Annotated in this window: 23 protein-coding genes; 11 read left to right on the top strand and 12 right to left on the bottom strand. The window is 71.1% G+C overall.

Annotated features, from left to right (window positions below):
• Positions 1-23 precede the first annotated feature (23 nt).
• Together LQF12_RS14570 and LQF12_RS14565 are read left to right on the top strand one after the other, a co-directional pair.
• Positions 24-413, top strand: coding sequence for an ArsR/SmtB family transcription factor (locus LQF12_RS14570; protein WP_231053623.1), 390 nt, complete (start codon positions 24-26; stop codon positions 411-413).
• Positions 410-889 carry an SRPBCC domain-containing protein gene (locus LQF12_RS14565; protein WP_231053622.1) on the top strand — a complete coding sequence of 160 codons (480 nt, stop codon included), beginning with the start codon at positions 410-412 and terminating at the stop codon, positions 887-889. The genes LQF12_RS14570 and LQF12_RS14565 overlap by 4 nt, the downstream gene beginning before the upstream one ends.
• A gap of 140 nt (positions 890-1,029) precedes the next feature.
• Here the strand turns inward: LQF12_RS14565 and LQF12_RS14560 are convergent, their stop codons facing one another.
• Entirely contained in the window at positions 1,030-1,800 is a 771-nt protein-coding gene (locus LQF12_RS14560; protein ID WP_231053621.1) for an exodeoxyribonuclease III, read from the bottom strand.
• 63 nt (positions 1,801-1,863) lie between these two features.
• Here LQF12_RS14560 and pyrE point away from each other — a divergent pair, with 63 nt between their 5' ends.
• Positions 1,864-2,454, top strand: a complete 591-nt coding sequence (gene pyrE / locus LQF12_RS14555; protein WP_231053620.1) for an orotate phosphoribosyltransferase — start codon at positions 1,864-1,866, stop codon at positions 2,452-2,454.
• Between the two features lie 82 nt (positions 2,455-2,536).
• Positions 2,537-3,259 carry a LemA family protein gene (locus LQF12_RS14550; RefSeq protein ID WP_435531246.1) on the top strand — a complete coding sequence of 241 codons (723 nt, stop codon included), beginning with the start codon at positions 2,537-2,539 and terminating at the stop codon, positions 3,257-3,259.
• Positions 3,260-3,343: 84 nt separating this feature from the next.
• Here LQF12_RS14550 and LQF12_RS14545 read toward each other — a convergent pair whose 3' ends face one another.
• Complete coding sequence (locus LQF12_RS14545) at positions 3,344-4,120, bottom strand: HAD-IIA family hydrolase (RefSeq protein ID WP_231053618.1); 777 nt, start codon at positions 4,118-4,120, stop codon at positions 3,344-3,346.
• Between the two features lie 210 nt (positions 4,121-4,330).
• On the opposite strand from LQF12_RS14545, the gene LQF12_RS14540 reads away from it, so the two are divergent.
• Positions 4,331-4,954, top strand: a complete 624-nt coding sequence (locus LQF12_RS14540; RefSeq protein ID WP_231053617.1) for a TrmH family RNA methyltransferase — start codon at positions 4,331-4,333, stop codon at positions 4,952-4,954.
• Between the two features lie 3 nt (positions 4,955-4,957).
• Here the strand turns inward: LQF12_RS14540 and LQF12_RS14535 are convergent, their stop codons facing one another.
• Positions 4,958-5,860, bottom strand: coding sequence for a sulfite exporter TauE/SafE family protein (locus tag LQF12_RS14535; protein ID WP_231053616.1), 903 nt, complete (start codon positions 5,858-5,860; stop codon positions 4,958-4,960).
• 115 nt (positions 5,861-5,975) lie between these two features.
• Entirely contained in the window at positions 5,976-6,431 is a 456-nt protein-coding gene (locus tag LQF12_RS14530; RefSeq protein WP_231053615.1) for an RrF2 family transcriptional regulator, read from the bottom strand.
• A 186-nt stretch (positions 6,432-6,617) separates the two neighbouring features.
• Between LQF12_RS14530 and LQF12_RS14525 the strand changes: the two genes are divergently transcribed.
• Together LQF12_RS14525 and fbaA are read left to right on the top strand one after the other, a co-directional pair.
• Positions 6,618-8,483, top strand: a complete 1,866-nt coding sequence (locus tag LQF12_RS14525) for an ABC transporter ATP-binding protein (protein ID WP_231053614.1) — start codon at positions 6,618-6,620, stop codon at positions 8,481-8,483.
• 86 nt (positions 8,484-8,569) lie between these two features.
• Complete coding sequence (gene fbaA / locus LQF12_RS14520; protein ID WP_231053613.1) at positions 8,570-9,592, top strand: class II fructose-bisphosphate aldolase; 1,023 nt, start codon at positions 8,570-8,572, stop codon at positions 9,590-9,592.
• A 213-nt stretch (positions 9,593-9,805) separates the two neighbouring features.
• On the opposite strand, the gene LQF12_RS14515 is transcribed toward fbaA, so the two are convergent.
• Entirely contained in the window at positions 9,806-13,396 is a 3,591-nt protein-coding gene (locus LQF12_RS14515; RefSeq protein WP_231053612.1) for an ATP-binding cassette domain-containing protein, read from the bottom strand.
• A gap of 80 nt (positions 13,397-13,476) precedes the next feature.
• Positions 13,477-13,857 carry an STAS domain-containing protein gene (locus tag LQF12_RS14510; RefSeq protein WP_231053611.1) on the bottom strand — a complete coding sequence of 127 codons (381 nt, stop codon included), beginning with the start codon at positions 13,855-13,857 and terminating at the stop codon, positions 13,477-13,479.
• A gap of 199 nt (positions 13,858-14,056) precedes the next feature.
• Between LQF12_RS14510 and LQF12_RS14505 the strand changes: the two genes are divergently transcribed.
• The 4 genes from LQF12_RS14505 (at position 14,057) to purD (ending at position 19,226) form a co-directional block, all read left to right on the top strand.
• A complete protein-coding gene (locus LQF12_RS14505; protein WP_231053610.1) occupies positions 14,057-14,464 on the top strand; it encodes a DUF3151 domain-containing protein in 408 nt (135 codons plus the stop codon).
• A gap of 54 nt (positions 14,465-14,518) precedes the next feature.
• A complete protein-coding gene (locus tag LQF12_RS14500) occupies positions 14,519-15,805 on the top strand; it encodes an adenylosuccinate synthase (RefSeq protein ID WP_231053609.1) in 1,287 nt (428 codons plus the stop codon).
• 150 nt (positions 15,806-15,955) lie between these two features.
• On the top strand, positions 15,956-17,713 hold the full coding sequence (locus tag LQF12_RS14495; RefSeq protein ID WP_231053608.1) for a BCCT family transporter: 1,758 nt from the start codon (positions 15,956-15,958) through the stop codon (positions 17,711-17,713).
• 250 nt (positions 17,714-17,963) lie between these two features.
• Positions 17,964-19,226 carry a phosphoribosylamine--glycine ligase gene (gene purD / locus LQF12_RS14490; RefSeq protein ID WP_231053607.1) on the top strand — a complete coding sequence of 421 codons (1,263 nt, stop codon included), beginning with the start codon at positions 17,964-17,966 and terminating at the stop codon, positions 19,224-19,226.
• Between the two features lie 9 nt (positions 19,227-19,235).
• Here the strand turns inward: purD and LQF12_RS14485 are convergent, their stop codons facing one another.
• The 6 genes from LQF12_RS14485 to LQF12_RS14460 all read right to left on the bottom strand — a co-directional run bounded on the left by LQF12_RS14485 (position 19,236) and on the right by LQF12_RS14460 (position 23,775).
• Complete coding sequence (locus tag LQF12_RS14485) at positions 19,236-20,171, bottom strand: GNAT family N-acetyltransferase (RefSeq protein WP_231053606.1); 936 nt, start codon at positions 20,169-20,171, stop codon at positions 19,236-19,238.
• Positions 20,172-20,228: 57 nt separating this feature from the next.
• Positions 20,229-21,356, bottom strand: a complete 1,128-nt coding sequence (locus LQF12_RS14480) for an AI-2E family transporter (RefSeq protein WP_231053605.1) — start codon at positions 21,354-21,356, stop codon at positions 20,229-20,231.
• The gene (gene rnhA / locus LQF12_RS14475) at positions 21,353-21,835 is read right to left on the bottom strand and encodes a ribonuclease HI (protein WP_231053604.1); all 483 of its coding nucleotides are present in this window, start codon (positions 21,833-21,835) and stop codon (positions 21,353-21,355) included. Before rnhA ends, LQF12_RS14480 begins: the two co-directional genes overlap by 4 nt.
• Positions 21,835-22,509 (bottom strand): phosphoribosylformylglycinamidine synthase subunit PurQ, encoded by a 675-nt coding sequence (purQ, locus tag LQF12_RS14470; RefSeq protein ID WP_231053603.1) that lies wholly within the window; start codon positions 22,507-22,509, stop codon positions 21,835-21,837. Before purQ ends, rnhA begins: the two co-directional genes overlap by 1 nt.
• Entirely contained in the window at positions 22,509-22,763 is a 255-nt protein-coding gene (purS, locus tag LQF12_RS14465) for a phosphoribosylformylglycinamidine synthase subunit PurS (protein ID WP_231053602.1), read from the bottom strand. The genes purQ and purS overlap by 1 nt, the downstream gene beginning before the upstream one ends.
• A 97-nt stretch (positions 22,764-22,860) precedes the next feature.
• Positions 22,861-23,775, bottom strand: a complete 915-nt coding sequence (locus LQF12_RS14460; protein WP_435531245.1) for a phosphoribosylaminoimidazolesuccinocarboxamide synthase — start codon at positions 23,773-23,775, stop codon at positions 22,861-22,863.
• Positions 23,776-23,795: the final 20 nt, after the last annotated feature.

Genomic DNA, 23,795 nt, shown 5'->3' with positions numbered 1-23,795 from the left:
ATTTGGTCACCTAAATTCTTTCCATGCTCGACGACGACCCCGTCTTCAAGGCGCTGGCGGACCCCGTCCGCCGTCGTCTGCTCGACCTGCTCTTCGAGCGGGACGGCCGCTCCCTGGGGGAGCTGGAGGCGGCGATCAACGAGCACACCGAGATGACCCGGTTCGGGGTGTCCAAGCACCTGCGGCAGCTCGAGCACGCGGGCCTGGTGCTCACGCGCAAGCACGGCCGGGCCAAGCACCACTACCTCAACCCCGTGCCCATCCAGCAGATCCATCAGCGATGGATCGGCAAGTACACCGAGCGGGCGGCGATCGCCTCGGTCCTGCTCGGGATGAAGGAAACCCTCGAACGCGCCCAGCAGGAGCTGCTGAGCGAACCCAGCGAGCCCACCGAACCCAAGGACGAGTCATGAGCGAGAGCCTGATCCAGATCTACAGCATCTACATCCACGCCCCGGCCGCCACCATCTGGAAGGCGATCACCGAGTCCGAGTACACCACCCGGTGGGGTTACGGCGGGGAGTCGGAGTACGACCTCCGGCCCGGCGGGGCCTATCGCAACCTGACCACCGAGGAGATGAAGCAGATGGGGATGGGGGAGGTCGCCGTCACCGGGACGGTCGTCGAAGCCGACGAGCCGACTCGCCTGGTGCTCGACTGGTCACCGGCCTGGCACCCCCAGAGTGCGCCCACGCGCCTGACGTGGGAGCTGGTGGAGTACCCCTCGGGCCTGACCCAGGTCACGCTCACCCACGACCTGACGGCGGCCCCGGAGTACGCGGCCGAGGTGGCCGGCGGTGGCGAGCCCGCCCAGGGCGGCGGCGGCTGGCCGTGGTGCCTGTCCGGGCTCAAGACGCTGGTGGAGACCGGCAAGGAGATGGGCGCCTGAGCGAGGTCGAGCGGTAGGGCCGGGGCTCCAGCCCCACCCAGGGGCCGATTCTCCTGATCCTCTCAGCGAGAAACGGTCAAAGAATCGGCCCCACGGGCGATCGCTGCTCGGGACAAACGCTGCCGTTGTCTGCTAGGCGGTCACTCCACCTCGAGCACGACCGGGACGTGGTCGGAGGCACCCTTGCCCTTCCGCTCGTCCCGGTCGATCCTGACCGCGCGCACCCGGTCGGCCAGTGCAGGCGAGGTCAGGGCGAAGTCGATGCGCATCCCCTCGTTCCTGGGGAAGCGCAGCCGCTGGTAGTCCCAGTAGGTGTAGGCCTGAGGCACGTGCTCACGCGTGATCTCCCGGTAGCCGACGTCCTGGAAGGCGGCGAACGCCGCCCGCTCGGCGGGCGAGACGTGCGTGGCGCCCTCGAACAGGGAGATGTCCCACACGTCGGAGTCCATGGGGGCGACGTTCCAGTCACCCAGGAGGCCGACCGGCGTGCCGTCGGCGGCCCAGTCGGCAGCGGCGTCCCGCAGTGCCGCCAGCCACGCGAGCTTGTACGGGTAGTGCGGGTCGAGCAGGGTGCGCCCGTTGGGTACGTACACGCTCCACAGCCGGATGCCGGCGCAGGTGGCCCCGATGGCCCGGGCCTCCACCTGCTCCTTCCACTCCGGCTGGCCCTCGAACGAGCGCTGCACCTCGGCCAGGCCCACCCGGGAGCAGATCCCGACGCCGTTCCACTGGTTCACGCCGTGGTGGGCCACCTCGTAGCCGGCCGCCTCGAACGGCAGGACGGGGAACGCCTCGTCCTTGACCTTGGTCTCCTGCAGCAGCAGCACGTCGACGTCGTGGCGTTCCAGCCAGGAGACGACGCGATCGACCCGGGCCCGGACGGAGTTCACGTTCCAGCTCGCGATGCGCACGCCGGACACCGTAACGCGGCCGGGCGGACCGCCTCGTCACCGCCCGGCGCTACCCTGGCGGCCGTGACCACCAACAACGCCGCCCCAGCCAGCACCCCCGCCCGGCGACTCGCCGAGCTCGTCAGCACCCACGCCGTCGTGCACGGCCGGGTGGTCCTGAGCAGCGGGAAGGAGGCCGACTACTACGTCGACATGCGCCGCGTCACCCTGCACCACGAGGCCGCCCCGCTGATCGGCCACCTGCTGCTGGACCGGCTGGAGGAGTCCGGCTTTGGTCCGGGCGAGATCGATGCCGTCGGCGGCCTGACGCTCGGGGCGGACCCGGTGGTCTGCGCCGTCCAGCACGCGGCGGCCAGCCGCGGCCTGGATCTCGACGCCTTCCTCGTGCGCAAGGAGGCCAAGGGGCACGGGATGAAGCGGCAGGTCGAAGGCCCTGACGTCGCCGGGAAACGCGTGGTGGTCCTGGAGGACACCTCCACCACCGGTGGCAGTGCCCTGACGGCGGTCGAGGCCTGCCGCAACGCCGGCGCCGAGGTGATGGCGGTGGCCTCGGTGGTGGACCGGGACACCGGCGCCCGGGAGGCGGTCGAACGGGCAGATCTGCCCTACCTGTGGGTGCTCTCGGCTGCTGACCTGGGCCTCGGACCGCAGTAGGGTCTCAGGCAGAAGGGGGCGCGCTCCGCCCCGCCGCTGGGGATCCCGCCCCTCGGAGACACCGGAGATGGAGGTGAGCACCATGGAGGTCGGCATCGTTCTCGGGCTGATCGTTCTGGCGCTCGTGCTGATCGTCGTCATCTGGGCGGTGGCCACGTACAACGGCTTCGTCAAGCTGCGCAACCTGGTGCAGGAGGCATGGCGCCAGATCGACGTCGAGCTGCACCGCCGCTACGACCTGCTCCCGAACCTGATCGAGACCGTCAAGGGCTACGCCGCGCACGAGCGGGCGGTCTTCGACGAGGTGACCCGGGCCCGCGCCCAGGCCGCGCAGCCGGGCTCGACCCCCGCGCAGCAGGCCGCGCAGGAAGACGCTCTCTCCGGTGCGATCAGCCGGCTTTTCGCCGTCGCCGAGGCCTACCCGCAGCTGCGCTCGGTGGAGAGCTTCACGCAGCTGCAGGCCGAGCTGACCAACACCGAGGACCGGATCGCCGCGGGACGGCGCTTCTACAACGCCAACGTACGCTCGCTCAACACCAAGGTCGAGACCTTCCCCCCGAACATCATCGCCAAGATGTTCCACTTCTCCCGGGCCGAGTACTTCGAGGTCACCGATCCGGCGGTGCGCACGGCGCCGAGGGTCTCCTTCCAGGACCAGGCCGGCCACACCGGCGTCTACTCCCAGCAGCAGCCCGCACCGGCCCCGCTGCCCACCGACTCCCCGGTGCAGCCGGGTAGCCTGCAGGGCTATCAGCCGCCGCCGAGCGGGTACGGCCAGCAGGGCCACCAGCCGCCGCATCGCTGAGGCCACCACGACGGCGAAGGCCGGGTTCGCATCGCGAGCCCGGCCTTCTCGTGCGCCCGGTCGGGCGACCGCGGGCGTCCGGGATCAGTCGTCGAGCATCCCGAGGAGATCGCCGATGCCGTCGACCACCTCGGAGGGGCGGTAGGGGTAGTCCTCCACCTGCTCGGCCTTCGTCGAGCCGCTGAGCACGAGGAAGGTGCGCAGGCCGGCCTCCATACCGGCGACGACGTCGGTGTCCATCCGGTCGCCGACCATCGCGGTCTGCTCGGAATGGGCGTCGATCCGGTTCAACGCGGTGCGGATCATCACGGGGTTGGGCTTGCCGACGAAGTAGGGCTTGCGGCCGGTGGCGGCGGTGATCATGGCTGCCACCGCACCGGTGGCCGGGAGCGGACCCTCGGACGAGGGGCCGGTGACGTCGGGGTTGGTGGCGATGAACCGCGCGCCGCCGGCCACGAACCGGATGGCCTTGGTGATCGCGGAGAAGGAGTAGGTGCGCGTCTCCCCGAGCACGACGTAGTCCGGGTCGGAACTGGTGAGGGTGTAGCCCTTCTCGTACAGCGCCGTCGTCAGGCCTGCCTCGCCGATCACGAAGGCGCTGCCGCGGTCGACCTGGTCGGCGAGGAAGGTGGCGGTGGCCAGCGCGGAGGTCCAGATCGAGGTCTCCTCGACCTCGATACCGGAGCTGTGCAGCCGGGCGGCAAGATCACGCGGGGTGTAGATCGAGTTGTTCGTGAGGATCTGGAACGGAATCTCCCGCTCGCGCAGCGCCGCTACGAAGTCAGCGGCGCCGGGCAGCGCCTCCTCCTCGTGCACGAGCACGCCGTCCATATCGGTGAGCCAGTTGGCGATCTGGGGCATCTCGTCTCCTCCGGGCAGTGCTGAAATCGGCGCCTTCGCTCCAGTATGGTCCCGGTGACGTGGCCCGTCTTCGCGATTGACCGCGCCGAGACCGCTCCCAGGGCCCGAAGTTCGGGGTCAACCCACAGAAGGGGTCAAATATTCGGCCCTTGGAGGGCTGGAGGGGCTCGAGGCGCGAGGAAGGCCGCCCCGGGCGGGATACTGGTCGCCATGGAGCACGAGGTGGGGGTCGGCCCATGGCCGGGTGGGCGCGAGGCGTGGCCGACCGGGGCCCACCTCGACCCCGAGCTGCTGGCCCACGGGGACCGCCGCAACGTCGCCGACCGCTACCGGTATTGGCGCGTCAAGGCGATCGTCACCGATCTGGACACCCGCCGTCACCCGTTGCATGTGGCCATCGAGAACTGGGGACGGGACTTCAACATCGGGTCGGTGGTGCGCACCGCCAACGCCTTCAACGTGGCCCGGGTGCACATCATCGGCCGACGGCGGTGGAACCGGCGCGGTGCCATGGTCACCGACCGCTACCTGCACGTGCAGCACTGGGAGGACATCGCCTCCTTCGCCCGCTGGTGCACCGAGGCCGGCCTGCCGCTGATCGGCATCGACAACGTGCCCGGCTCGGTCCCGATCGAGGGACGGGCGTTGCCGGCCGCGTGCGTGTTGCTCTTCGGGGAGGAGTCGGCGGGGCTGAGTGCCGAGGCGCAGCAGGCCAGCGAGAGCGTTCTGCACATCAGCCAGTTCGGTTCGACGCGCTCGATCAACGCCGGTGCGGCGGCCGCGATCGCCATGCACGCGTGGGTGGCCCAGCACGCCGCCACGAGTGGACCGTAGCTCTCAGCGCTCGGCCCCCTGGCCCACCAGTGGTGCCGGGGAGCTCGCCTCGGCGGCGACCCGCCGGTGGGCGAGGATCGCCGTCGAGGCTGCCGCCACACAGATGAGGGCGCCGGTGGCGTAGGTGAGCCAGCGGGCGCCCTCGGGTAGCACGCCGGTGAGGGAGTGCAGGTTGGTGAGCACGATCAGGCAGCCGGCGGCGATGCCGAGCACCCGGGCCGGGACCAGGCGCACCAGCCAGGCGGCCAGCGGCGCCGCCACCACTCCGCCGGCCAGCAGTGCCAGAGCCCAGCGCAGGTCGACGCCGGCGGTGCCGATCCCGAGCAGGAAGCCAGCGCTGGCCGCCACGGCCACCACGAACTCGCTGGTCGAGATCGATCCGACCACCTGCCGTGGCTCCAGCCGCCCGGTGGCGAGGAGGGCGGGAGTGCCCACGGGCCCCCAGCCGCCGCCACCGACGGCGCTGACCAGCCCGGCCACCAGGCCCAGCGGGGCCAGGAATCGGCGCCGCAGGGGGCGGCCGATCCGGTCGGCGCGTAACCCGCCGACCGAGAACCGCACCAGGACGAAGCAACCCAGGCCGAGCAGCAGGGTGGCCATCAGCGCAGCGGCGGTCGCCACCGGTAGCCGGACCAGCACGGTCGCCCCCAGGAATGCCCCGATCGCACCCGGCAGTGCCAGCCTGCGCACCACCGGCCAGCTCACGTTCCCGAACCGGTGGTGGGCCAGCCCGGAGGCGAAGGTGGTGCCGATCTGGGCCAGGTGCACGGTGGCCGAGGCGGCCGCCGGCTGGACGCCGATGGCCAGCAGCAGCGTGGTGGAGGTGATGCCGTGCCCCATGCCGAGGCTGCCGTCGACGAGCTGGGCGCCGAGCCCCACCAGGGCGAGTAGCACCAGCGTGATCATGAGAACTCCTCGGGTCGGCGACGAACTCGCCGAACATATCCGACTGAAACGGTCGGATTACCCGGGAATGTGACAGGTCCGCATCGTGGTCATCGGCCGATCCGAGCGGGTGTCCTCACGGGGCGCGCCAGGCGTCCTCGTCCTCGGTGAGGCGCCGCACGGACGCGGGCACGCGGCCGGCTGCGAGGTCGGCGAGGCTCACCCGCTCCAGGACCGCGCGGACGTTCGCCCGCAGCGCCACCCAGACCTCGGGCAGCGCGGCCGCTGCCCCTCCGTAGGCGATGTCGCCCGGTCGTTCGTCGCGGACGAACACCAGGGGCCCCTCCACGGCACGGATCACGTCCGCGATCGTCACGCTCGCCGCCGGCCGTGCGAGCTGGTGGCCGCCACCGGCACCACGGCGGCTGACGATCACTCCCTCGCGCCGCAGATCGGTCAGGATGCTCTCGAGGAAGCGATGCGGCACCGCCGCGGCCCGCGCCAGGGCCTGGGCCGTCATGGGTTCGTCCGCGCCGGCCGCCAGCTCCGCAGCAGCCCGGACCGCGTAGTCCGCCCTCGCCGAGATCCTCATCTGCCCACCCTGTTCCGTCCTTCTCCGGTCAGACCCTACCGACGGCGCAGGACCGCCCCGTGCGCACCTCTGCCTTGCGGCGGCGCGGGAGGGTGAGCGACCGCGCGCGAGGTCCTCCTCACGGGCGATGACGGTGGGGCAGCGGCGGTCTACATTCGAGCCACCGACATCCTCCAGGAGGGACCCGTGTCCTCGTCATCACCCGCACCCGGGGCCGAGACCGGCGGCGACGCAGCCATCGACCCCGGCATCGACCCGCGTAGCCCCGCCGCCGACGTTCCGGAGCCGGTCGCCACCGACGCCCCGGCCTCGATCCGCCGGCTGTGGTTCTACGCCCGCGCCCACCTGCGCCTGCTGCTCATCGGCGGCGTGCTGACCTTCCTCGGCGGCATCGTCGGCCTCGTCCAGCCACTGATCGCGATGTCGATCATCGAGGCGCTCGGGGCGGGTGACCCGCTCGCGACCCTGCTCTGGATCCTCAGCGGAGCCGTCCTGGCCGGCGCCGTGCTCGAGGCCTTCGGCCCCTACCTGATGCAGCGCACGGGTCAGAACATCATCCTCACCGTGCGCCGCCGGCTGGTGAGCCAGCTCGTCCACCTCACCGTCCCCGAGGTGGACCGGCTCAAGTCCGGCGATCTCGTCTCCCGCCTGACCTCCGACACGAATCTGCTGCGCACCGTGGCCTCCACCACGGTGATCGGCGGTCTCACCGCGGTCTTCATGCTCCTCGGCGGGCTGGCGCTGATGGCCTGGATCGACCTGGTGCTCTTCGCCGTCACCCTCACCATGGCCGCGGTGGTCACGCTCGTGATGCTGGTGGTGATGCCCCGGATCGGCGCCGCGACGCGGGAGTCCCAGACCGCCCTGGGAGACATGGGTGCCATCCTGGAGCGTGCGCTCGGCGCCTTCCGCACCATCAAGGCCTCCGGGGCCGAGGACCGTGAGATCGCCGCGCTCGACCGGGCGGCCGTCGAGGCCAGGGACAAGGGTGTCACCGTGGCGGTCTGGGAGGCGCTCGCGGGTGTGCTCGCCTTCCTCCCGGTCAACATCGCCTTCCTGGTGGTGCTCGGTCTCGGCGGGGCGCGCGTGGCCGACGGAGCGATGACGATCGGCTCGCTCATCGGTTTCCTGCTGATGCTCTTCTACCTCATGGGCCCGATCGGCTCGCTCGTGGCGGCGCTGTCCCAGCTACAGACGGGCCTGGCCGCCGTCGCCCGGGTGGAGCAGGTGGACCATCTCGATCGTGAGGACCTCGACGGGGGCACCGCCCGCGGCGCCGGCTCCGCTGCTCCCGCGTCGGACGGTCCGGCCCCCGCCCGGGTCGAGCTCGACGGCGTCGAGTTCCGGTACGAGGCCGGGCTCGCCCCGGTGCACCGCGGCATCACCTTCACCGCGGCCGGCACCGGGCTGACGGCCCTGGTCGGCCCCTCCGGGGCAGGCAAAACGACCATCTTCTCACTGATCGAGGGTTTCTACCCGGCCACGGCCGGGCAGGTCCGCATCGATGGTGTCGCGGTCGAGGACTGGTCGCTGCGTGAGTTGCGATCGATGATCGGCTACGTCGAACAGGACGCCCCGGTCCTGAGTGGAACGTTGCGCAGCAACCTCACTCTCGCTGCCCCCGACGCCACTGAGGAGGAGATCGAGACCGTCGTCGCGCAGGCCCGCTTGAGCGAGCTGGTGGCGCGCCTCCCGGACGGGCTGGACTCCGCCGTCGGGCCGCGCGGGGTGACCCTCTCCGGAGGGGAGCGGCAACGGGTGGCGATCGCCCGAGCGTTGCTGCGCCGCCCGCGCGTGCTGCTGCTCGACGAGGCCACGTCCCAGCTCGACGCCGCCAACGAGGCCGCGCTGCGGCAGGTGATGCTTGAAGCGGCCGCGCGCACCAATGTGATCGTGGTCGCGCACCGGTTGTCCACGGTCACCAGCGCCGACCAGATCGTCGTCCTGGACGCCGGTCAGGTGCGCGCCGTGGGCCGGCACACCGACCTGATGGCGCAGGACGGCCTGTACCGCGACCTGGCGACCGAACAGCTGCTGACCGCTCAGGGCTGAGGCGGCCGGGGCGATCCTGCGCCCGGTTTCGGGACTTCGTGGGACACTGGGCGCGACATCACTGATCCCAGGCACAGGAGAGATTCATGGGTATTGCGACCCCTGAGGTTTACCAGGAGATGATCGACCGGGCGAAGGAGCGTTCTTTCGCCTACCCGGCGGTCAACGTGACCTCCTCCCAGACCCTCACCGCCGCGCTGCGCGGCTTCGCCGAGGCCGAGAGCGACGGCATCATCCAGGTCTCGGTCGGCGGTTCCGAGTACGCCTCCGGCTCGACCATCAAGGACCGCGTCGCCGGCTCGTTGGGCCTGGCCGCGTACGCCGCCGAGGTCGCGAAGAACTACCCGGTGACCATCGCCCTGCACACCGACCACTGCGCCAAGGAGAACCTGGACAGCTGGGTGCGTCCGCTGCTCGCGCACGAGGCCGAGCAGGTGAAGAACGGTGGCCTGCCCTCCTTCCAGTCGCACATGTGGGACGGCTCTGCCGTGCCGCTGGAGGAGAACCTCCAGATCGCCCAGGAGCTGCTCGAGCTGTCGAACGCCGCACGCACGATCCTCGAGATCGAGGTCGGTGTGGTCGGTGGCGAGGAGGACGGCGTCTCCCACGAGATCAACGACAAGCTCTACACGACCGTCGAGGACGGCCTGGCCACGGTGCGCGCGCTCGGCACCGGGGAGAAGGGCCGCTACCTGACGGCGCTGACCTTCGGCAACGTGCACGGCGTCTACAAGCCCGGCGCGGTCAAGCTGCGCCCGGAGATCCTCGGTGAGATCCAGCAGGCCGTCGGCGCCGAGGTCGGCAAGGACAAGCCGTTCGACCTCGTCTTCCACGGTGGCTCCGGCTCCACCGCCGAGGAGGTTGCGCTCGCGGTGGACAACGGTGTGATCAAGATGAACATCGACACCGACACCCAGTACGCCTTCACCCGCCCCGTGGTCGACCACATCTTCCGCAACTACGACGGTGTGCTCAAGGTGGACGACGAGGTCGGCAACAAGAAGGCCTACGACCCCCGCGCCTGGGGCAAGGCCGCCGAGGCCGGCATGGCTCAGCGGATCGCGGAGGCCTGCCAGTGGCTGCGCTCCGCGGGCCAGAAGATGGTCTGACCCAGCCGTCACCAAGCGTAGGAATTCGCGGGACCTTCCCGCACCTGAGATCCCTCGTCGACGAGATCGGCGAGGGATCTCGTGTGCGGTGGCTCGTGGGAATCCACTTCGGTCATGGGAATCCGTTTCTGGAGCCACGGAAGCGGATTCCGATGACAGAAGTGGATTCCTAGGGAGCGGCGGGGCGGCCGCGGCCATGGGAGCGAGCCGGATTCAGCCGGCCAGGTGGCCCCACTCCCTCCGTAGCTCTCGCCATGGCCCGACGGCGGCCACCTCACCCTCGCGCAGCACCACCACCCGGTCGGCCAGCGCCAGCGCGGCGCGCTTGGAGGTGGCCCCGATCACGGTGGTGGCGCGCTCGCGCAGCGCCGCCCACAGCTCGAGCTCGGTGCGCGCGTCCAGCGCACTGGACACGTCGTCGGCCAGCAGCAGGTCGGTCTCGGTGGCCAGTGCCCGCGCCAGCGCCAAGCGCTGGACCTGACCGCCGGAGAGCCGCACGCCGCGGTGGCCCACCAGCGACTCCACCCCGCCGGCCTCGTGCACGTCCTGCCCGAGGCGGGCATCGGCGACCGGCCGGTCCAGGTCGCGTTCGTGCCCCAGTCGGATGTTGTCCGCGAAGGTGCCCGAGAGGACCCGCGGCACCTGCGCCACATGGGCGACCTGGCCTGGCCGCAGGAACGTCTCGGGGTCGTCGATGTCGCGGCCGTTCCAGCGGATGGTGCCCTCGTGGGAGACCAGCCCCGCCAGGGCACCGAGCAGGCTCGACTTGCCGGAGCCGACCTGGCCCACGAGCAGCACCAGCTCACCCGCCCCGACCTCGAGGTCCACGCCGGAGACGCCGATGGTGCCGTCGTCGTGGATCGCGGTCAAGTGCTCGAGCTGCAGCCGCTGCAGTCGCTGTGCTGGCGTGGGGCCTGGGGCGGGCGGTGCCGCTCCGGTGAGCAGGTCCACGCCCGCCGGCAGGCGCATGAGATCCCTGCCGCCGGCGAACGCGCTGGTGGCCGTCTGCCACGCCCTCGTTCCGGGAGCCTCCGTCACGACCGCTCCGGCGACGCGCCCGAACCAGTCGAAGCCCGCGACGGCATTCGCCACGAGCAGCGCCGTGGCCAGGCCCCACCAGTTCCAGAGCACCCCGGCCCATGCGGTGACCACCCCCGCCTGAACGAGGACCACCGGGACACCGTCCAGAACGGCCTGCACCCGGTGCTCCCGGACCGCCTTGTGGACCCGTTCGGAGTCGACGCCGCTGAGGTGGGCGTGCACGGCCGGTGTGGCCCCGGCCAGCTTGATCGTGCGGGCGGACTCCAGCGCCGAGACCAGCGCCCGGCCGAACCACGCCCGCGCCTGTGAAGCGGCGGCGGCGGATCGGCCCGCCACCGGACGGCCGACGCTGGAGGCCAGGGCCGAAAGCACCATCACCGCCAGGAGTACCGCGCCCGCCAGCCACGTCCCGGCGAACAGCGCCGTCACGGCGGCGATGACCAGGCCGTTGACGAAGTCGACCCAGCGATCGGCGTACCGGGCGTAGCGGTCGGCGTCCATGCTGCGCGCCACCACCTCCCCAGGCGGGGTACGGGCCAGGCGGTGCTGCATCGTCTGACCACGCAGCACCGACATCCGGGTCCGCAGGAGCACCTCGACCCACCAGCGCGGGTAGCGCCAGATCGCATCGGCGAACAGGATCGGTGCGAGGAACAAGCCGGCCACGAGCGCCCCGAGCAGCCAGCCGACGGGCTCGCCGTCCCGGACGGACTCCACGAGACGGCCCCACCAGAACCCTGTGACCGCGCCGTGCGCCCCGAGCAGGGCCGAGACGAGGAACCCGACCGCCCCGCCCACACCCCACGCCTTGCGTGCCATCAGCGCGCTCAGGACACCCCGGGCCAGGCTCGGACCCGTCCCTGCCTGGGGGCGCTCGGGTGCCGGGCCGGTCCGGCGGCGGTGACCGAGCCGAGCGGTCTCGCCTGGGCCCTCAGTGCTCTCAGTGCCCTCGGTGCCCGTGACAGCTTCGGGTGTCCTCCCCTCGGCGCCGCCAGCGTGCTCGTCCGGGGATTCGACGTCGGACCCGTCACCGGCCTCGAGCAGGTCCCGGAAGGGCCCGGGCTGCCGGGCGAGCGCGGACCGCGGTCCGTGCTGGACGACCTGCCCGTGGTCGAGCACGGCCACGGTGTCGGCGCGCTCGGTGGTGCTCAGCCGGTGAGCGATGAGGATCCCGGTGCGCCCCCGCAGCAGCCGGTCCGAGGCGGCGACCACGCGTCGCTCGGTGCGCGGATCCATCCGTGCGGTCGCCTCGTCCAGGACGACCACCCGGACATCGCGCACGAGCAGCCGTGCGAAGGCGACCAGCTGTTCCTCTCCGGCCGAGAGCGTCGTGCCGGTGGCGCCCAGCATCGTGTCCAAGCCCTGGGGGAGCCCGGCCACCCAATCGCCGAGCCCCAGCTCGGTGACGGCGGCCTCCACGCGCGCTCGCGGCAGGTCGCGGAACAGAGTGATGTTCTGCGCCAATGTGCCGGCCAAGATGTCGGTGCGCTGACTGACCACGCCGACGGCGGCCCGCAGCTGCTGCAGATCGAGTCCGGCGACGTCCTCCTCGCCTAGGAAGACCGCTCCGGGCGGGGGCTCCACGGCCCGGGACAGCAGCGCTGCGAGCGTGGACTTGCCCGAGCCCGTCCGCCCCACCAGCGCCATCGTCTCCCCGGCCGGCACGCGTAGCGTCACCTCGCGCAGGGCGAAGCTGCCCTCCGGGTAGGCGAAGTCGAGGGCCCGCACATCCACGGCGAGCATGCCCTCTCCGACGGGGCGTCCGCCGTCGGGCTCGGGCGGGGAGGCGAACATCTGCCGAATGCGCACGAGCGCACCGAGGCCCGCCTGCAGGTCGGGGAGCTGTTCGGCCATCTGAGAGACGAGGCCGACGAACTGCGCGGTGACGAGGAAGAGGGTCACCAGTTGCGCCACCGACATGTCGCCGCCGACCGACAGGGCGACGCCGGTCACGGCGATCGCAGCCAGCAGGCTGTGCAGCAGCAGTCCGGAACGGCGGATCAGCCGGGACTCGAGGACGATGACCCGCGAGAACTTCTCGTGCACAGCGGCGGAGAGCTGGGCGAGACGGCGCACCACGTAGGCCTGACCGAGGCTGGTGCGCAGGTCGTCGCGACCGGCGATGCCCTCCTCGAGGACCGCTGCATGGTCGGTCCAGGCCATCTCCTCGATCACCTTGCGCTCGGCGATCGGTGCGAGCAGCGGGCGCACCACCACGGCGGTGATGAGAGCCATGACCGGGAACAGCGCGAACGCCGGCCACCACGTCAGCCCCGCCACCAGCCACATCGGGACCACCACGAAGGCGGTGCGCAGGATGCCCCAGCCCTGCAGGCGCGCGAGCGTCCCGACGTCGTGGGTGTCGTCATCGACCCGGTCGAGGATCTCGCCGACCGCCTGCTCGGACAGGGTGGCGAGCGGCTGGTGCAGCGCCGCGGTCAGCAGGTCACCGCGCAGCCGTCCCTCGGCCCGGTCCACCACTGTCGACCAGATCACGCGGCCGACGGTGTCGAGCAGGGCCGCCCCCAGCACGCACAGGGCCAGCAGCATCACCCCACGCGTCACCGGATCTTCCGCGAGCCGGCCGGCCACGACCGTACCGAGGGTCTGCGCCACGGCCGAGACCATGCTGATCAGCAACGCCAGCACGGTCGCGGGGCGGCGCAGGCGCCGCCAGTCCACCCGGCGCGCAGGGTCGGTCGGCACGGTCGGGCGCGATGGCCTGGTGCTCCGTGAGGGAGCCGGAGGGGCGGTGGTCGTCATGGCGATTCAACTGTAGAGACGACCACCCACACCGGTCACCGTCATTTCCGGCCACCGTGCAGAACGAAGCGAGGAGCGGTCTAGCGCTGCGGGTCGTGCTCGACGACGTCCACCAGGTCACCGATGTGGGTGGCCTCCAGCAGGAACCTGACGACATCGGGCGGGCGGATGAGCACCGGCCGCCCGGGCGTGTGGCTGGCGAGGCGTGCCAGCAGCGCCACCCCGGCCGAGTCCATGAACACCACGTGACGCACGTCCACGTGGACCGGGAGGCCGGCCCGCTCGGCCTCGGCGACCGCCTCGCCGAGCTCGGTGGACATCGAGACATCGATCTCGCCCGAGAGCACCATCCTGGTGTACTCGCCTTCCATCAGCGTCTGCACCACGCCGGTGCCCGCCTCGGGCGGCTCGGGCAGGTCGGACTGCACTGTCGGCTCGGCGTGGCTGGCTTCGTCGGGCACGTGGTCTCCTGTGGTCATGAACTGCGGCAGGCACGGGGGCGGGCCCTTCAGACAGGACAACCGTAGACGATGACGCGCGGTCCCAGAAGGGCTGTGCGGCCCGCTGCCACCAGTTGTGACCTGGAGCGATGCGCAGGTCCGGGCGACGCCGCCGGAGCGGACCGGTGCACCGGAGGGTGCCAGGTGCGAGACTGCGGCCATGCACACCAATCTGCTGGGACCCGAGCCGACCTACCTGCCCGACGATCACCCGGACATGGCCGCGCGCAGCGCGATCGGGGACGGTGCGACGCTGCGCGAGGTCGCCGCCCGCTACCCCGCCGCCAGCTACGCCTGGGCGATGCTCGCCCGCGAGAGCCTGGCCGGGGACGACCCGGTCGCCGCCTACGCCTTCGCCCGCACCGGCTACCACCGCGGGCTGGACGCGTTGCGCCGCGCCGGGTGGCGCGGGGCGGGGCCGATCCCGGCCGGCCACGTCCCCAACCAGGGCTTCCTCATGGCTCTGCTGGCACTCGCGGACGCCGCGGAGACGATCGGCGAGGTGGAGGAGGCCGGGCGGTGCCGCTCCTTCGCGGACGACTCCGATCCCGCGGCACGCTCGCTGTGATCACCGGTAGGCTGCACTGGGCCTGAGCAGGCCTCGACGACCGGAAGGAAACGCATGCCAGCGGTGGTGGTCCTCGGTGCCCAGTGGGGCGACGAAGGCAAGGGGAAGGCGACCGACCAGCTCGGCTCCCGCGTCGACTACGTGGTCAAGTTCAACGGCGGGAACAACGCCGGCCACACGGTCGTCGTCGGCGACGAGAAGTACGCCCTCCACCTCCTGCCCTCCGGCATCCTCTCCGAGGGGTGCACCCCCGTGATCGGCAACGGCGTGGTGGTGGACCTGGAGGTCCTGTTCGACGAGCTCGACGGCTTGACCGCCCGCGGCGTGGACGTCTCCAAGCTGCTGATCTCCTCAAGTGCGCACGTGATCCCCAGCTACAACCGCACGCTCGACAAGGTCACCGAGCGGTTCCTGGGAAAGCGGCAGATCGGTACCACCGGGCGAGGCATCGGACCGACCTACGCGGACAAGATGAGCCGCGTGGGAATCCGGATCTCCGACCTGTTCGACCCCCGCATCCTGCGCGAGAAGGTCGAGGGCGCGCTGGAGCAGAAGAACCAGATTCTGGTCAAGATCTACAACCGCCGTGCCTCCGACATCGACGCCGTCACCGACGAGCTGCTCTCCTTCGCCGACCGCGTGCGTCCGATGGTGGCCGACACCTCCCTGGTGCTCAACCAGGCGCTCGACGCCGGTAAGACCGTCGTGTACGAGGCCGGCCAGGCCACCATGCTCGACGTCGACCACGGCACCTATCCGTTCGTGACCTCCTCCTCCGCCACCGCCGGTGGCGCCGCCACCGGCTCGGGCATCGGCCCCACCCGGATCGACCGGGTGGTAGGCGTGATCAAGGCCTACACCACGCGCGTGGGAGAGGGCCCCTTCCCGACCGAGCTGCTCGACGACGACGGCGAGTCGCTGCGCAAGGCGGGAGGGGAGTTCGGCGTCACCACGGGTCGGCCCCGGCGATGCGGATGGTACGACGCCGTCGTGGCCCGCTACGCCGGCCGCGTCAACGGACTCACCGACCTGGTCCTGACCAAGCTGGACGTCCTCACCGGGTGGGAGAAGGTCCCCGTGTGCGTGGCCTACGACGTCGACGGCGTGCGGCACGAGGAGATGCCGGTGGACCAGACGGCCTTCCACCACGCCACACCCCTGTACGAGTACTTCGACGGCTGGTGGGAGGACATCTCCGGCTGCCGCACCTTCGAGGATCTGCCGGTGAACGCCCAGCGCTACGTGCTCGCGCTCGAGGAGATGTCCGGCACGCGGATCTCCTCGATCGGCGTGGGGCCGGACCGCGAGGCCACCATCGTGCGCCACGACCTGCTCGACTGAGCGCTCGGATCGTTGCGCTCTTCTCTCCCCTGAGTGTGGTCCAGGTCAAGTCCTGACCCCGAACGTCCCAGACCGTCCGCTACGGTGGGGTGTTTGTCGGGAGCGTGAGGCGTCCCGGTGCCCGCATACGGAACCGAGGAGAGGGAGACGATGGCTACGTCGAAGTCCGAGACAGAGGCGCCGCCCGGGGAGGGGCGGGCCACCACGGCGAAGTGGCACTCCTCCATTGAACCCCGGGTGTTCTGGCCCTCATTGATCCTCATCGTCGCGTTCGTCGTCGCCGCGATGATCGGCGGCGAGGGTTTCGGCGGGGCGATCGGCGAGGTCAGCTCCGCGATCGTGTCCGGATTCGGCTGGTACTACATCCTGCTCGTCACCGGCTTCGTGTTCTTCGCCGTCTGGGTGGGTGTGAGCCACTACGGCGACATCGTCCTCGGTGACGACGAGGAGCCTGCCGAGTTCAAGCTGGGCCCGTGGCTGGCGATGCTGTTCGCCGCCGGGATGGGGATCGGGCTGATGTTCTGGGGCGCGGCCGAGCCGTTGCACCACTTCGCCGGTATCCCCAACCGCGCCTCCGGGATCGCCGCGATGAACGAGGCGGGCGCCGAGGACTCCCTCGTCACGACCTTCCTGCACTGGGGCCTGCACCCGTGGGCCATCTACGTGGTGGTCGGCCTGGCTATCGCCTACGCCGTGCACGTGCGCAAGCGCCCGATCTCGATCCGCTGGTCGCTGGAGTCGCTCCTGGGCAAGCGCACCAACGGCTGGATCGGCCACCTGGTCGACGTGATCGCCGTCGTCGGCACCGTCTTCGGCGTCGCGACCTCGCTCGGCCTGGGCGTCTCCCAGGTCGCCTCCGGGCTCAGCTATCTCGAGATCATCGCTGAGCCGACGAACCTCATCAGCGTGGTCCTGATCGGCCTGATCACCCTCGCGGCGCTGATCTCGGTCGTCACCGGCGTCAAGAAGGGGATCAAGTACCTCTCGAACGCGAACATGGTGATGGCCATCGCCCTGATGGTCTTCGTGCTGATCGTGGGACCCACCATGTTCCTGCTGCGCGAGTACATCGAGGCGACCGGCACCTACTTCCAGGAATTCCTGGTCAACGCCTTCCGCACCACCGCCTTCGCCGGGGAGGCCGGCGTGGAATGGCAGGGCTGGTGGACGGCGTTCTACTGGGGCTGGTGGGTCTCCTGGGCGCCCTTCGTCGGCGTGTTCATCGCGCGCATCTCCAAGGGCCGGACCGTGCGCGAGTTCGTCGTCGGCGTGCTCGTGCTGCCCACCGCCTTCTCGTTCCTGTGGTTCACCGTCTTCGGCGGCACCGGCCTGTTCCGTGAGCTCTTCGGCGAGGGTGGCCTGGTCACGCAGGAGAACGGCGAGAACGTCGTCGACGACACCGGCTCGCTGTTCATCCTGCTCGACGGCCTGGTCGGTGAACCCGGCGGTGGCGTCGGTATGTTCCTCGTGGGCCTGGCGATCCTGCTGGTGATCATCTTCTTCGTCACCTCCTCTGACTCCGGTTCGCTGGTGGTCGACATGCTGGCCTCCGGCGGTGATCCCAACCCGCCGAAGTGGAGTCGGATCCTGTGGGCGAGCCTCGAGGGACTGGTGGCGGCCGCGCTGCTGCTCGCCGGCGGCTCGGCGGCGCTGACGGCGCTACGGAACGTGGCCATCTCCATCGCCCTACCGTTCAGCGTCATCATGATCCTGATGTGCGTGGCGCTGGTGAAGCAGTTCCGCGTGCACCGGTCGGCGCTGCTGCGCGCCGAGCGGCGCCTCGCCCGGGACGAGCTGACCAGCCACGTGTCGGCGACCTTCATCGAGCAGGGCATCGTCGACCCCCCCGCCTCGGTGCGCAGGAGGCTCTTCCCGCGCCGCAAGGAGCGGTCGGACTCCGGCAGCTGACACCTTCGGCCGGCGCCCCGGTATCGTCCACATGCGGTCGGTGCCGGGGCGTCGTCATGTGTGGCGAGGCTCGTCCGGCACCGGATCGCGCGTGGCCCGTGCCGGGACCAATCCGGATGGACGACCGTTCCGAATGGCTCGTGGCTGTCCGGATGGAACGGAGGGCTGCACCGGCCATCGCTCGGTCCCGGTTCCCCGAAGCTCCGGGACCGGGCGATGCACGTGCGCGGTGCCGGTAGGGTCGGTCACCGTGAAGATCCTGCTGATCGGTTCCGGTGCCCGTGAGCACGCCCTCGCCCGAAGCCTCGCCGCCGACCCGGCGACGACCTCCCTGATCGTGGCGCCGGGCAACCCAGGCACGGCCGGGATCGCGACGAACGTGAGCGTCGACGCGAACTCCCCGGACGCCGTCGCGGCCCTCGCCCGGGAGGTGGCGGCCGACCTCGTGGTGATCGGCCCCGAGGCCCCCCTGGTGGCCGGGGTGGCGGACGCCGTCCGTGCCGCCGGTATCGCCGTGTTCGGGCCGGACGGCGACGCGGCCACGCTCGAGGGATCGAAGGCTTTCGCGAAGGAGATCATGGCCGCGGCGGGCGTCCCGACCGCGATGGCGCATGTGTGCCGCGCGATGGACGAGGTCACCGCAGCTCTGGACGCGTTCGGTCCGCCGTACGTGGTCAAGGATGATGGTCTCGCGGCCGGCAAGGGCGTCGTGGTCACCGAGGACCGGCAGGTGGCGCTCGACCATGCCGCCGCGTGCGTGAACCGCGATCGTCGTGCGAGCGTGGTCATCGAGGAGTTCCTCGACGGCCCCGAGATCTCGCTGTTCTGCCTGGCCGACGGCGAACGTGTGGTCCCGCTCGCCCCCGCGCAGGACTTCAAGCGCCTCGCCGACGGTGACGCCGGCCCGAACACCGGCGGGATGGGCGCCTACTCGCCGCTGCCGTGGGCACCCGAGGACCTGGTCTCCGAGGTGGTCGAGCGGGTGGCGCTGCCCACGGTGCGCGAGCTGGCCCGCCGCGGCACCCCCTTCGTGGGCCTGCTCTACTGCGGCCTGGCACTGACCTCCCGTGGGCTGCGGGTGATCGAGTTCAACGCCCGGTTCGGCGACCCCGAGACCCAGGTGGTGCTCGCCCGGCTGGAGTCCTCCCTCGCCACGGCTCTGCACGCGGCGGCCACCGGCTCGCTCGACCAGCTGCCGGAGCTGCGCTGGAGCGCCGGCGCCGCCGTCACCGTGGTGCTGGCCGCGGCCGGGTACCCGGGCGAGGTGCGCCGCGGGGACGTCATCACCGGCGTCGAGGCGGCCGAGGAGCTGCCCGGCGTGCACGTGCTCCACGCCGGCACGGCCACCGACGACGCCGGCGCCCTCGTGGCCGCGGGTGGCCGGGTGCTGTCCGTGGTCGGCCAGGGAGCCGATCTGGACGCGGCACGTGCGACCGCCTACGCCGGAGTGGAGCGGATCCGCCTAGACGGCGCCCAGCACCGCACCGACATCGCGGCGGGCCTGGGCTCGTGATCCGCTGACTCAGGCCATCCGGGCGAAGACCGCGGTCGTGCGCGCCGGCTCGAATCCGACCGAGGCGTACAGCGCCCCGGCACCCTGCGGATTGATGGAGTCGACCTCCAGCTCGGCCTCGTCGTAGCGCCCGGACTCGCTGGCCGCGACCAGCGCCGCGTTCAGCACCGCGCGGGCGAGGCCGCGCCCGCGGGCGGACTGGCGGGTGCCCACCAGCGCCACGTACAGCTCGCGGTCGACCCATTGCTGCGTCATCGCGTAGGCCAGCACCTCACCACCGGAGACCACCACACGGGAGAACTCCGGCCGGAACGCCCGCCCCCGGACGAGCTCCGCGCCGGCCTCCTCGGTGAGCGGGCCGCTACCCCAGTGGCTGGCGAAGGCGTCGTTGTGCGCCAGTCGCGTGGCCTCGAGCATCTCGGCGGTGAAGGTCTCCACACGCTCGTCCACGGGCGCCAGCGGGGGTCCTGGCAGTGCCCGCTTCATCGCCATGTAGTACCGCACCGGCTCGTACCCGCGCTCGGCCAGCAGCGGGCGGACCGGGTCGCTCTCCAGGCCGCCGCCGGAGCGCAGCTGGATCGGCGCGCCCGGGTGACGTTCGCGAGCCAGCGTGATGCCGCGCGGTTCCATCCGGTCGAACATCTCGGTGGCGATCCCGCGGCCGCGGTAGTCCGGGTGCACACCGCCACCGAGGGAGACCCGGGCCCACCCCTCCGCGTGGGTGAGCGAGAGCCCGGCCCGCACCTGGGCGTAGCCGACGAGCCGGTCCTCGTCCCAGACCGCCAGCGAGTCCTGCGCGGGGGTGAAGCCGTGCTCGGTCAGCTCCTCGGCCAGGTCCTCGGGCTCGTAGAACTCCTCCGTGCCGTCCACCCGTGCGAGCAGGTTGGTCAGCTCCGACCAGGCGGTGACCGATCCGGCGTCGAGGGTGCTCCAGCGCAGCGTCATGCAGGTGCCTTTCGTCGTGAGATCCGTCGCCACGATGGCCGACGGCGGGGGCTCACCTCAAGCGGAATTCTTCGCCTTCGGTCGGACAGCCCTGGTCATGGGAAAGCCGGAGGCGCGCTTGAGCGCCCGCTCCGCCTGGGAGTCGGTCACCAGGAAGGCGTTGATCCAGCGGGCCTCAGGATGAGCGTCCACCAGCGCGGACTTGGCCGCCAGCGTCAGCGGTACCGCGAGGATGGCACCGAGCGGGCCGACCACCAGCGTCCAGAAGGTCAGGGACAGGAACGAGACCGCGGGGCTCAGGCCCACGGCGTCCCCGACCACCTTCGGCTGGACGATGGTCTGGATGCTGAAGTTGAGCACCGTGTAGGCGACGATCACCGCGACCATGTCGGCGGGACCACCCTCGAGCAGCGCGATCAGCGCCGGCGGGATGAGGCCGATCACGAAGCCGACGTTCGGGATGTAGTTGGTGACGAATGCCAGCACGCCCCACACCAGCGCCAGCGGTACCCCGATGATCCACAGCGCGATCACGTCGAGCACGGCGACGATGAGACCGAAAACGGTGCTCACCACCCAGTACTTGCGCACGCCCGCGAAGAACGCCCGCAGCGCGGCAGCCAGATCGGGCCGGCTACCGGCGAGCAGCCGCCAGCGCGAGCGCACCGAGGTGGAGTCGATGGCCAGGAAGAACATCACCACCAGGATGATCAGCGCCTGCCCGCCGGCCGAGGTCGTCCCCTGCACCACCGCACCGAGCAGGTCCGCCACCCGGTTGAGGTCGATCGAGTTCGCATACTGGGCCAGCGCGGCGTTGTCGACGCCCATCCGCTCCAGCCAGAGCAGGGAGTCGAGATAGATCGAGCGGAGGTCGCCGGTGTAGCGGGGCAGCTCGAGGGCTGCCTGGGTGAGGGACCAGATCGTGGCCAGCACGAGTGCGGTGAGCACGACGTAGAGTCCGAGGAGTACCAGCACGGCCGCGACGATCCTCGGTGCCCCCGCACGTTCGAGCAGCCGCTGCAGCGGGCGCGCCGAGACGAACAGCGTGAAGGCGAAGAAGGCCGGTGCCACGATCGGGGCCATGAAGTACAGCCCCACCGCTGCCACGGTCAGGCCGGCGAGCACGACGGCGGCACTTGCCAGTGACGGCGCTGACCCCGCGTGCTGCTCGCCCCGCGACCTCATCGCGCGGGCACGCCACGGTTGGCGAGCTCATCGGCCCGCTCATTGCCCGGGTCGCCGGAGTGGCCCTTCACCCACACCCACTGCACCGAGTGGCGGGCGACCTGCTCATCGAGGGCGCGCCACAGGTCCTCGTTCTTGACCGGCTTCTTCGCCGCCGTCTTCCACCCGTTCCGCTTCCAGCCGGGCAGCCACGACTTCATCCCGTTCATCACGTAGGAGGAGTCCACGTGCAGGGTGACCTCGCAGGACGTCGTCAGGGCCTTGAGGCCCTCGATGACGGCGGTCAGCTCCATCCGGTTGTTGGTGGTGGTCTCCTCGCCGCCGAACAGCTCGCGCTCGTGCGAACCCGAGCGCATCCAGGCTCCCCAGCCGCCCGGGCCGGGGTTGCCCTTGCAGGCTCCGTCGGTCCACATCTGCACGCTGGGGAGTCCCGAGTCCAGCGGGCCCTGGGGAAGGTGCGCCTCGGCCACGGTCGCCATCAGGCGGAGGCGAGCAGCGCCGTCAGGGCGGACCGGAAGAAGCCCAGGCCGTCGGTGCCGGGCCCGAAGCCCTCCTCGACGGCGTGCTCGGGGTGCGGCATGAGTCCCACGACGTTGCCGCGGGCGTTGGTGATGCCGGCAATGTCACGGCGGGACCCGTTGGGGTTGCCCACGTAGCGGAAGACCACGCGACCCTCACCCTCGAGCTCGTCCAGGGTGCGCTCATCGGCCAGGAACTGCCCGTCCTGGTTCTTCAGGGGGATGAGGATCTCCTGCCCCTGCTCGAACTCGTTCGACCACGCGGTCTGCGCGTTCTCCACCCGCAGCACCTGGTCGGTGCAGAGGAAGGTCAGCCGCGTGTTCTTCACCATCGCGCCGGCGAGCAGGTGGGCCTCGCAGAGGATCTGGAAGCCGTTGCAGATGCCGAGCACCGGGACGCCGGCGTTCGCCGCGTCGATCACGCTGACCATGATGGGGGCGAACGAGGAGATGGCCCCGGCGCGCAGGTAGTCGCCGTAGGAGAAGCCGCCGGGCAGCACCACCGCGTCCACGCCGGCGAGGGAGTCGTCGGCGTGCCACAGGCGCACCGGGTCGGCGCCGGCGAGACGGACCGCGCGAGCGGCGTCCCGGTCGTCCAGGCTCCCCGGGAAGGTGACCACACCGATGCGGGCCATCAGGACTCCCGCACCCAGTGCACGGCCACGACATCCTCGATCACCGGGTTGGACAGCACCTCGGAGGCGGCCTTGCGCGCCTGCTCGAGCACCTCCTCGCTCGGATCGCCCTCGACCTCGAGCTCGAACCGCTTGCCCTGACGGACACCGGCGAAGCCGGTGAACCCCAAGCGGGGGAGGGCGCCGGCGACGGCCTTGCCCTGGGGGTCGAGGATCTCCGGCTTCGGCATGACCTCCACGACGATGCGTGCCATCAGTGCACAACTCCTGGTTCGGGCTGGATGGGGCGTGTCCGGGACACCGCGATCCTACCGGCCGATCGCGGTGCCACGGCCGGGTCGCGACGTTCGCTCAGGGGCGCAGTGGCGAGCCGGTGAGGCGTTCGTAGGCCTCGAGGTAGCGGTCGCGGGTGCGCGCGACGACCTCCTCGGGCAGCGGGGGCGGGGGAGCGTCGGCGGAGCGGTCCCAGCCGGACTCGGGCGAGGTCAGCCAGTCACGGACGAACTGCTTGTCGAAACTCGGCTGCGCACGGCCGGGCTGCCACAGGTCGGCCGGCCAGTACCGGGAGGAGTCGGGCGTGAGGACCTCGTCGCCGAGCATCAGCGTGCCTGCGGCGTCGGTGCCGAGCTCGAGCTTGGTATCGGCGAGGATCACGCCCCGCTCCCCGGCGATCCGTTCGGCGAGGGCGTACACCTCCAGGGTGATCGCCCGCAGCCGGGTGGCCGCCTCCGCCCCGATCCGGGCGGCGATCTCCTCGAAGGTGACGTTCTCGTCGTGCTCTCCGAGGTCGGCCTTGGTCGCCGGCGTGAAGATCGGCTCGGGGAGACGGGCGCCGTCGGTCAGGCCCTCGGGCAGGCTGACGCCGCACACCGCGCCGCCCTGGCGGTACTCGGCCAGTCCGGAGCCGGTGAGGTAGCCCCTGGCCACGCATTCGACCGGGTACATCTGCAGGCGCCGACAGATCATCGCGCGGCCGCGGACGGCGTCGGGCACGTCCAGGGAGACCACGTGGTTGGCGACCAGAGGTTCGAGCTGCTCGAACCACCACAGGCTCAGCGCTGTCAGCACCGCGCCCTTGTCCGGGATCGGGGTGGGGAGCACGTGGTCGTAGGCGCTGATCCGGTCGCTGGCGACGACGAGGAGGACGTCGCCGGCGGGGTGGCCATCGGCGCCGTCGGGCTCGTACAGATCGCGCACCTTGCCCGAGTACAGGTGCCGCCAGCCGGGGAGGACCGGTGTCTGGGTCTGATCGTTCACGGATCCCAGTCTTCCACGGCGCCGCGGGC

The organism is Ruania suaedae (assembly GCF_021049265.1).
In the GTDB taxonomy this organism is placed as follows: Bacteria; Actinomycetota; Actinomycetes; order Actinomycetales; family Beutenbergiaceae; genus Ruania; species Ruania suaedae.
The sequence above is the reverse complement of the archived record's forward strand: the minus strand, read 5'-3'. Positions and strand labels throughout refer to the sequence as shown.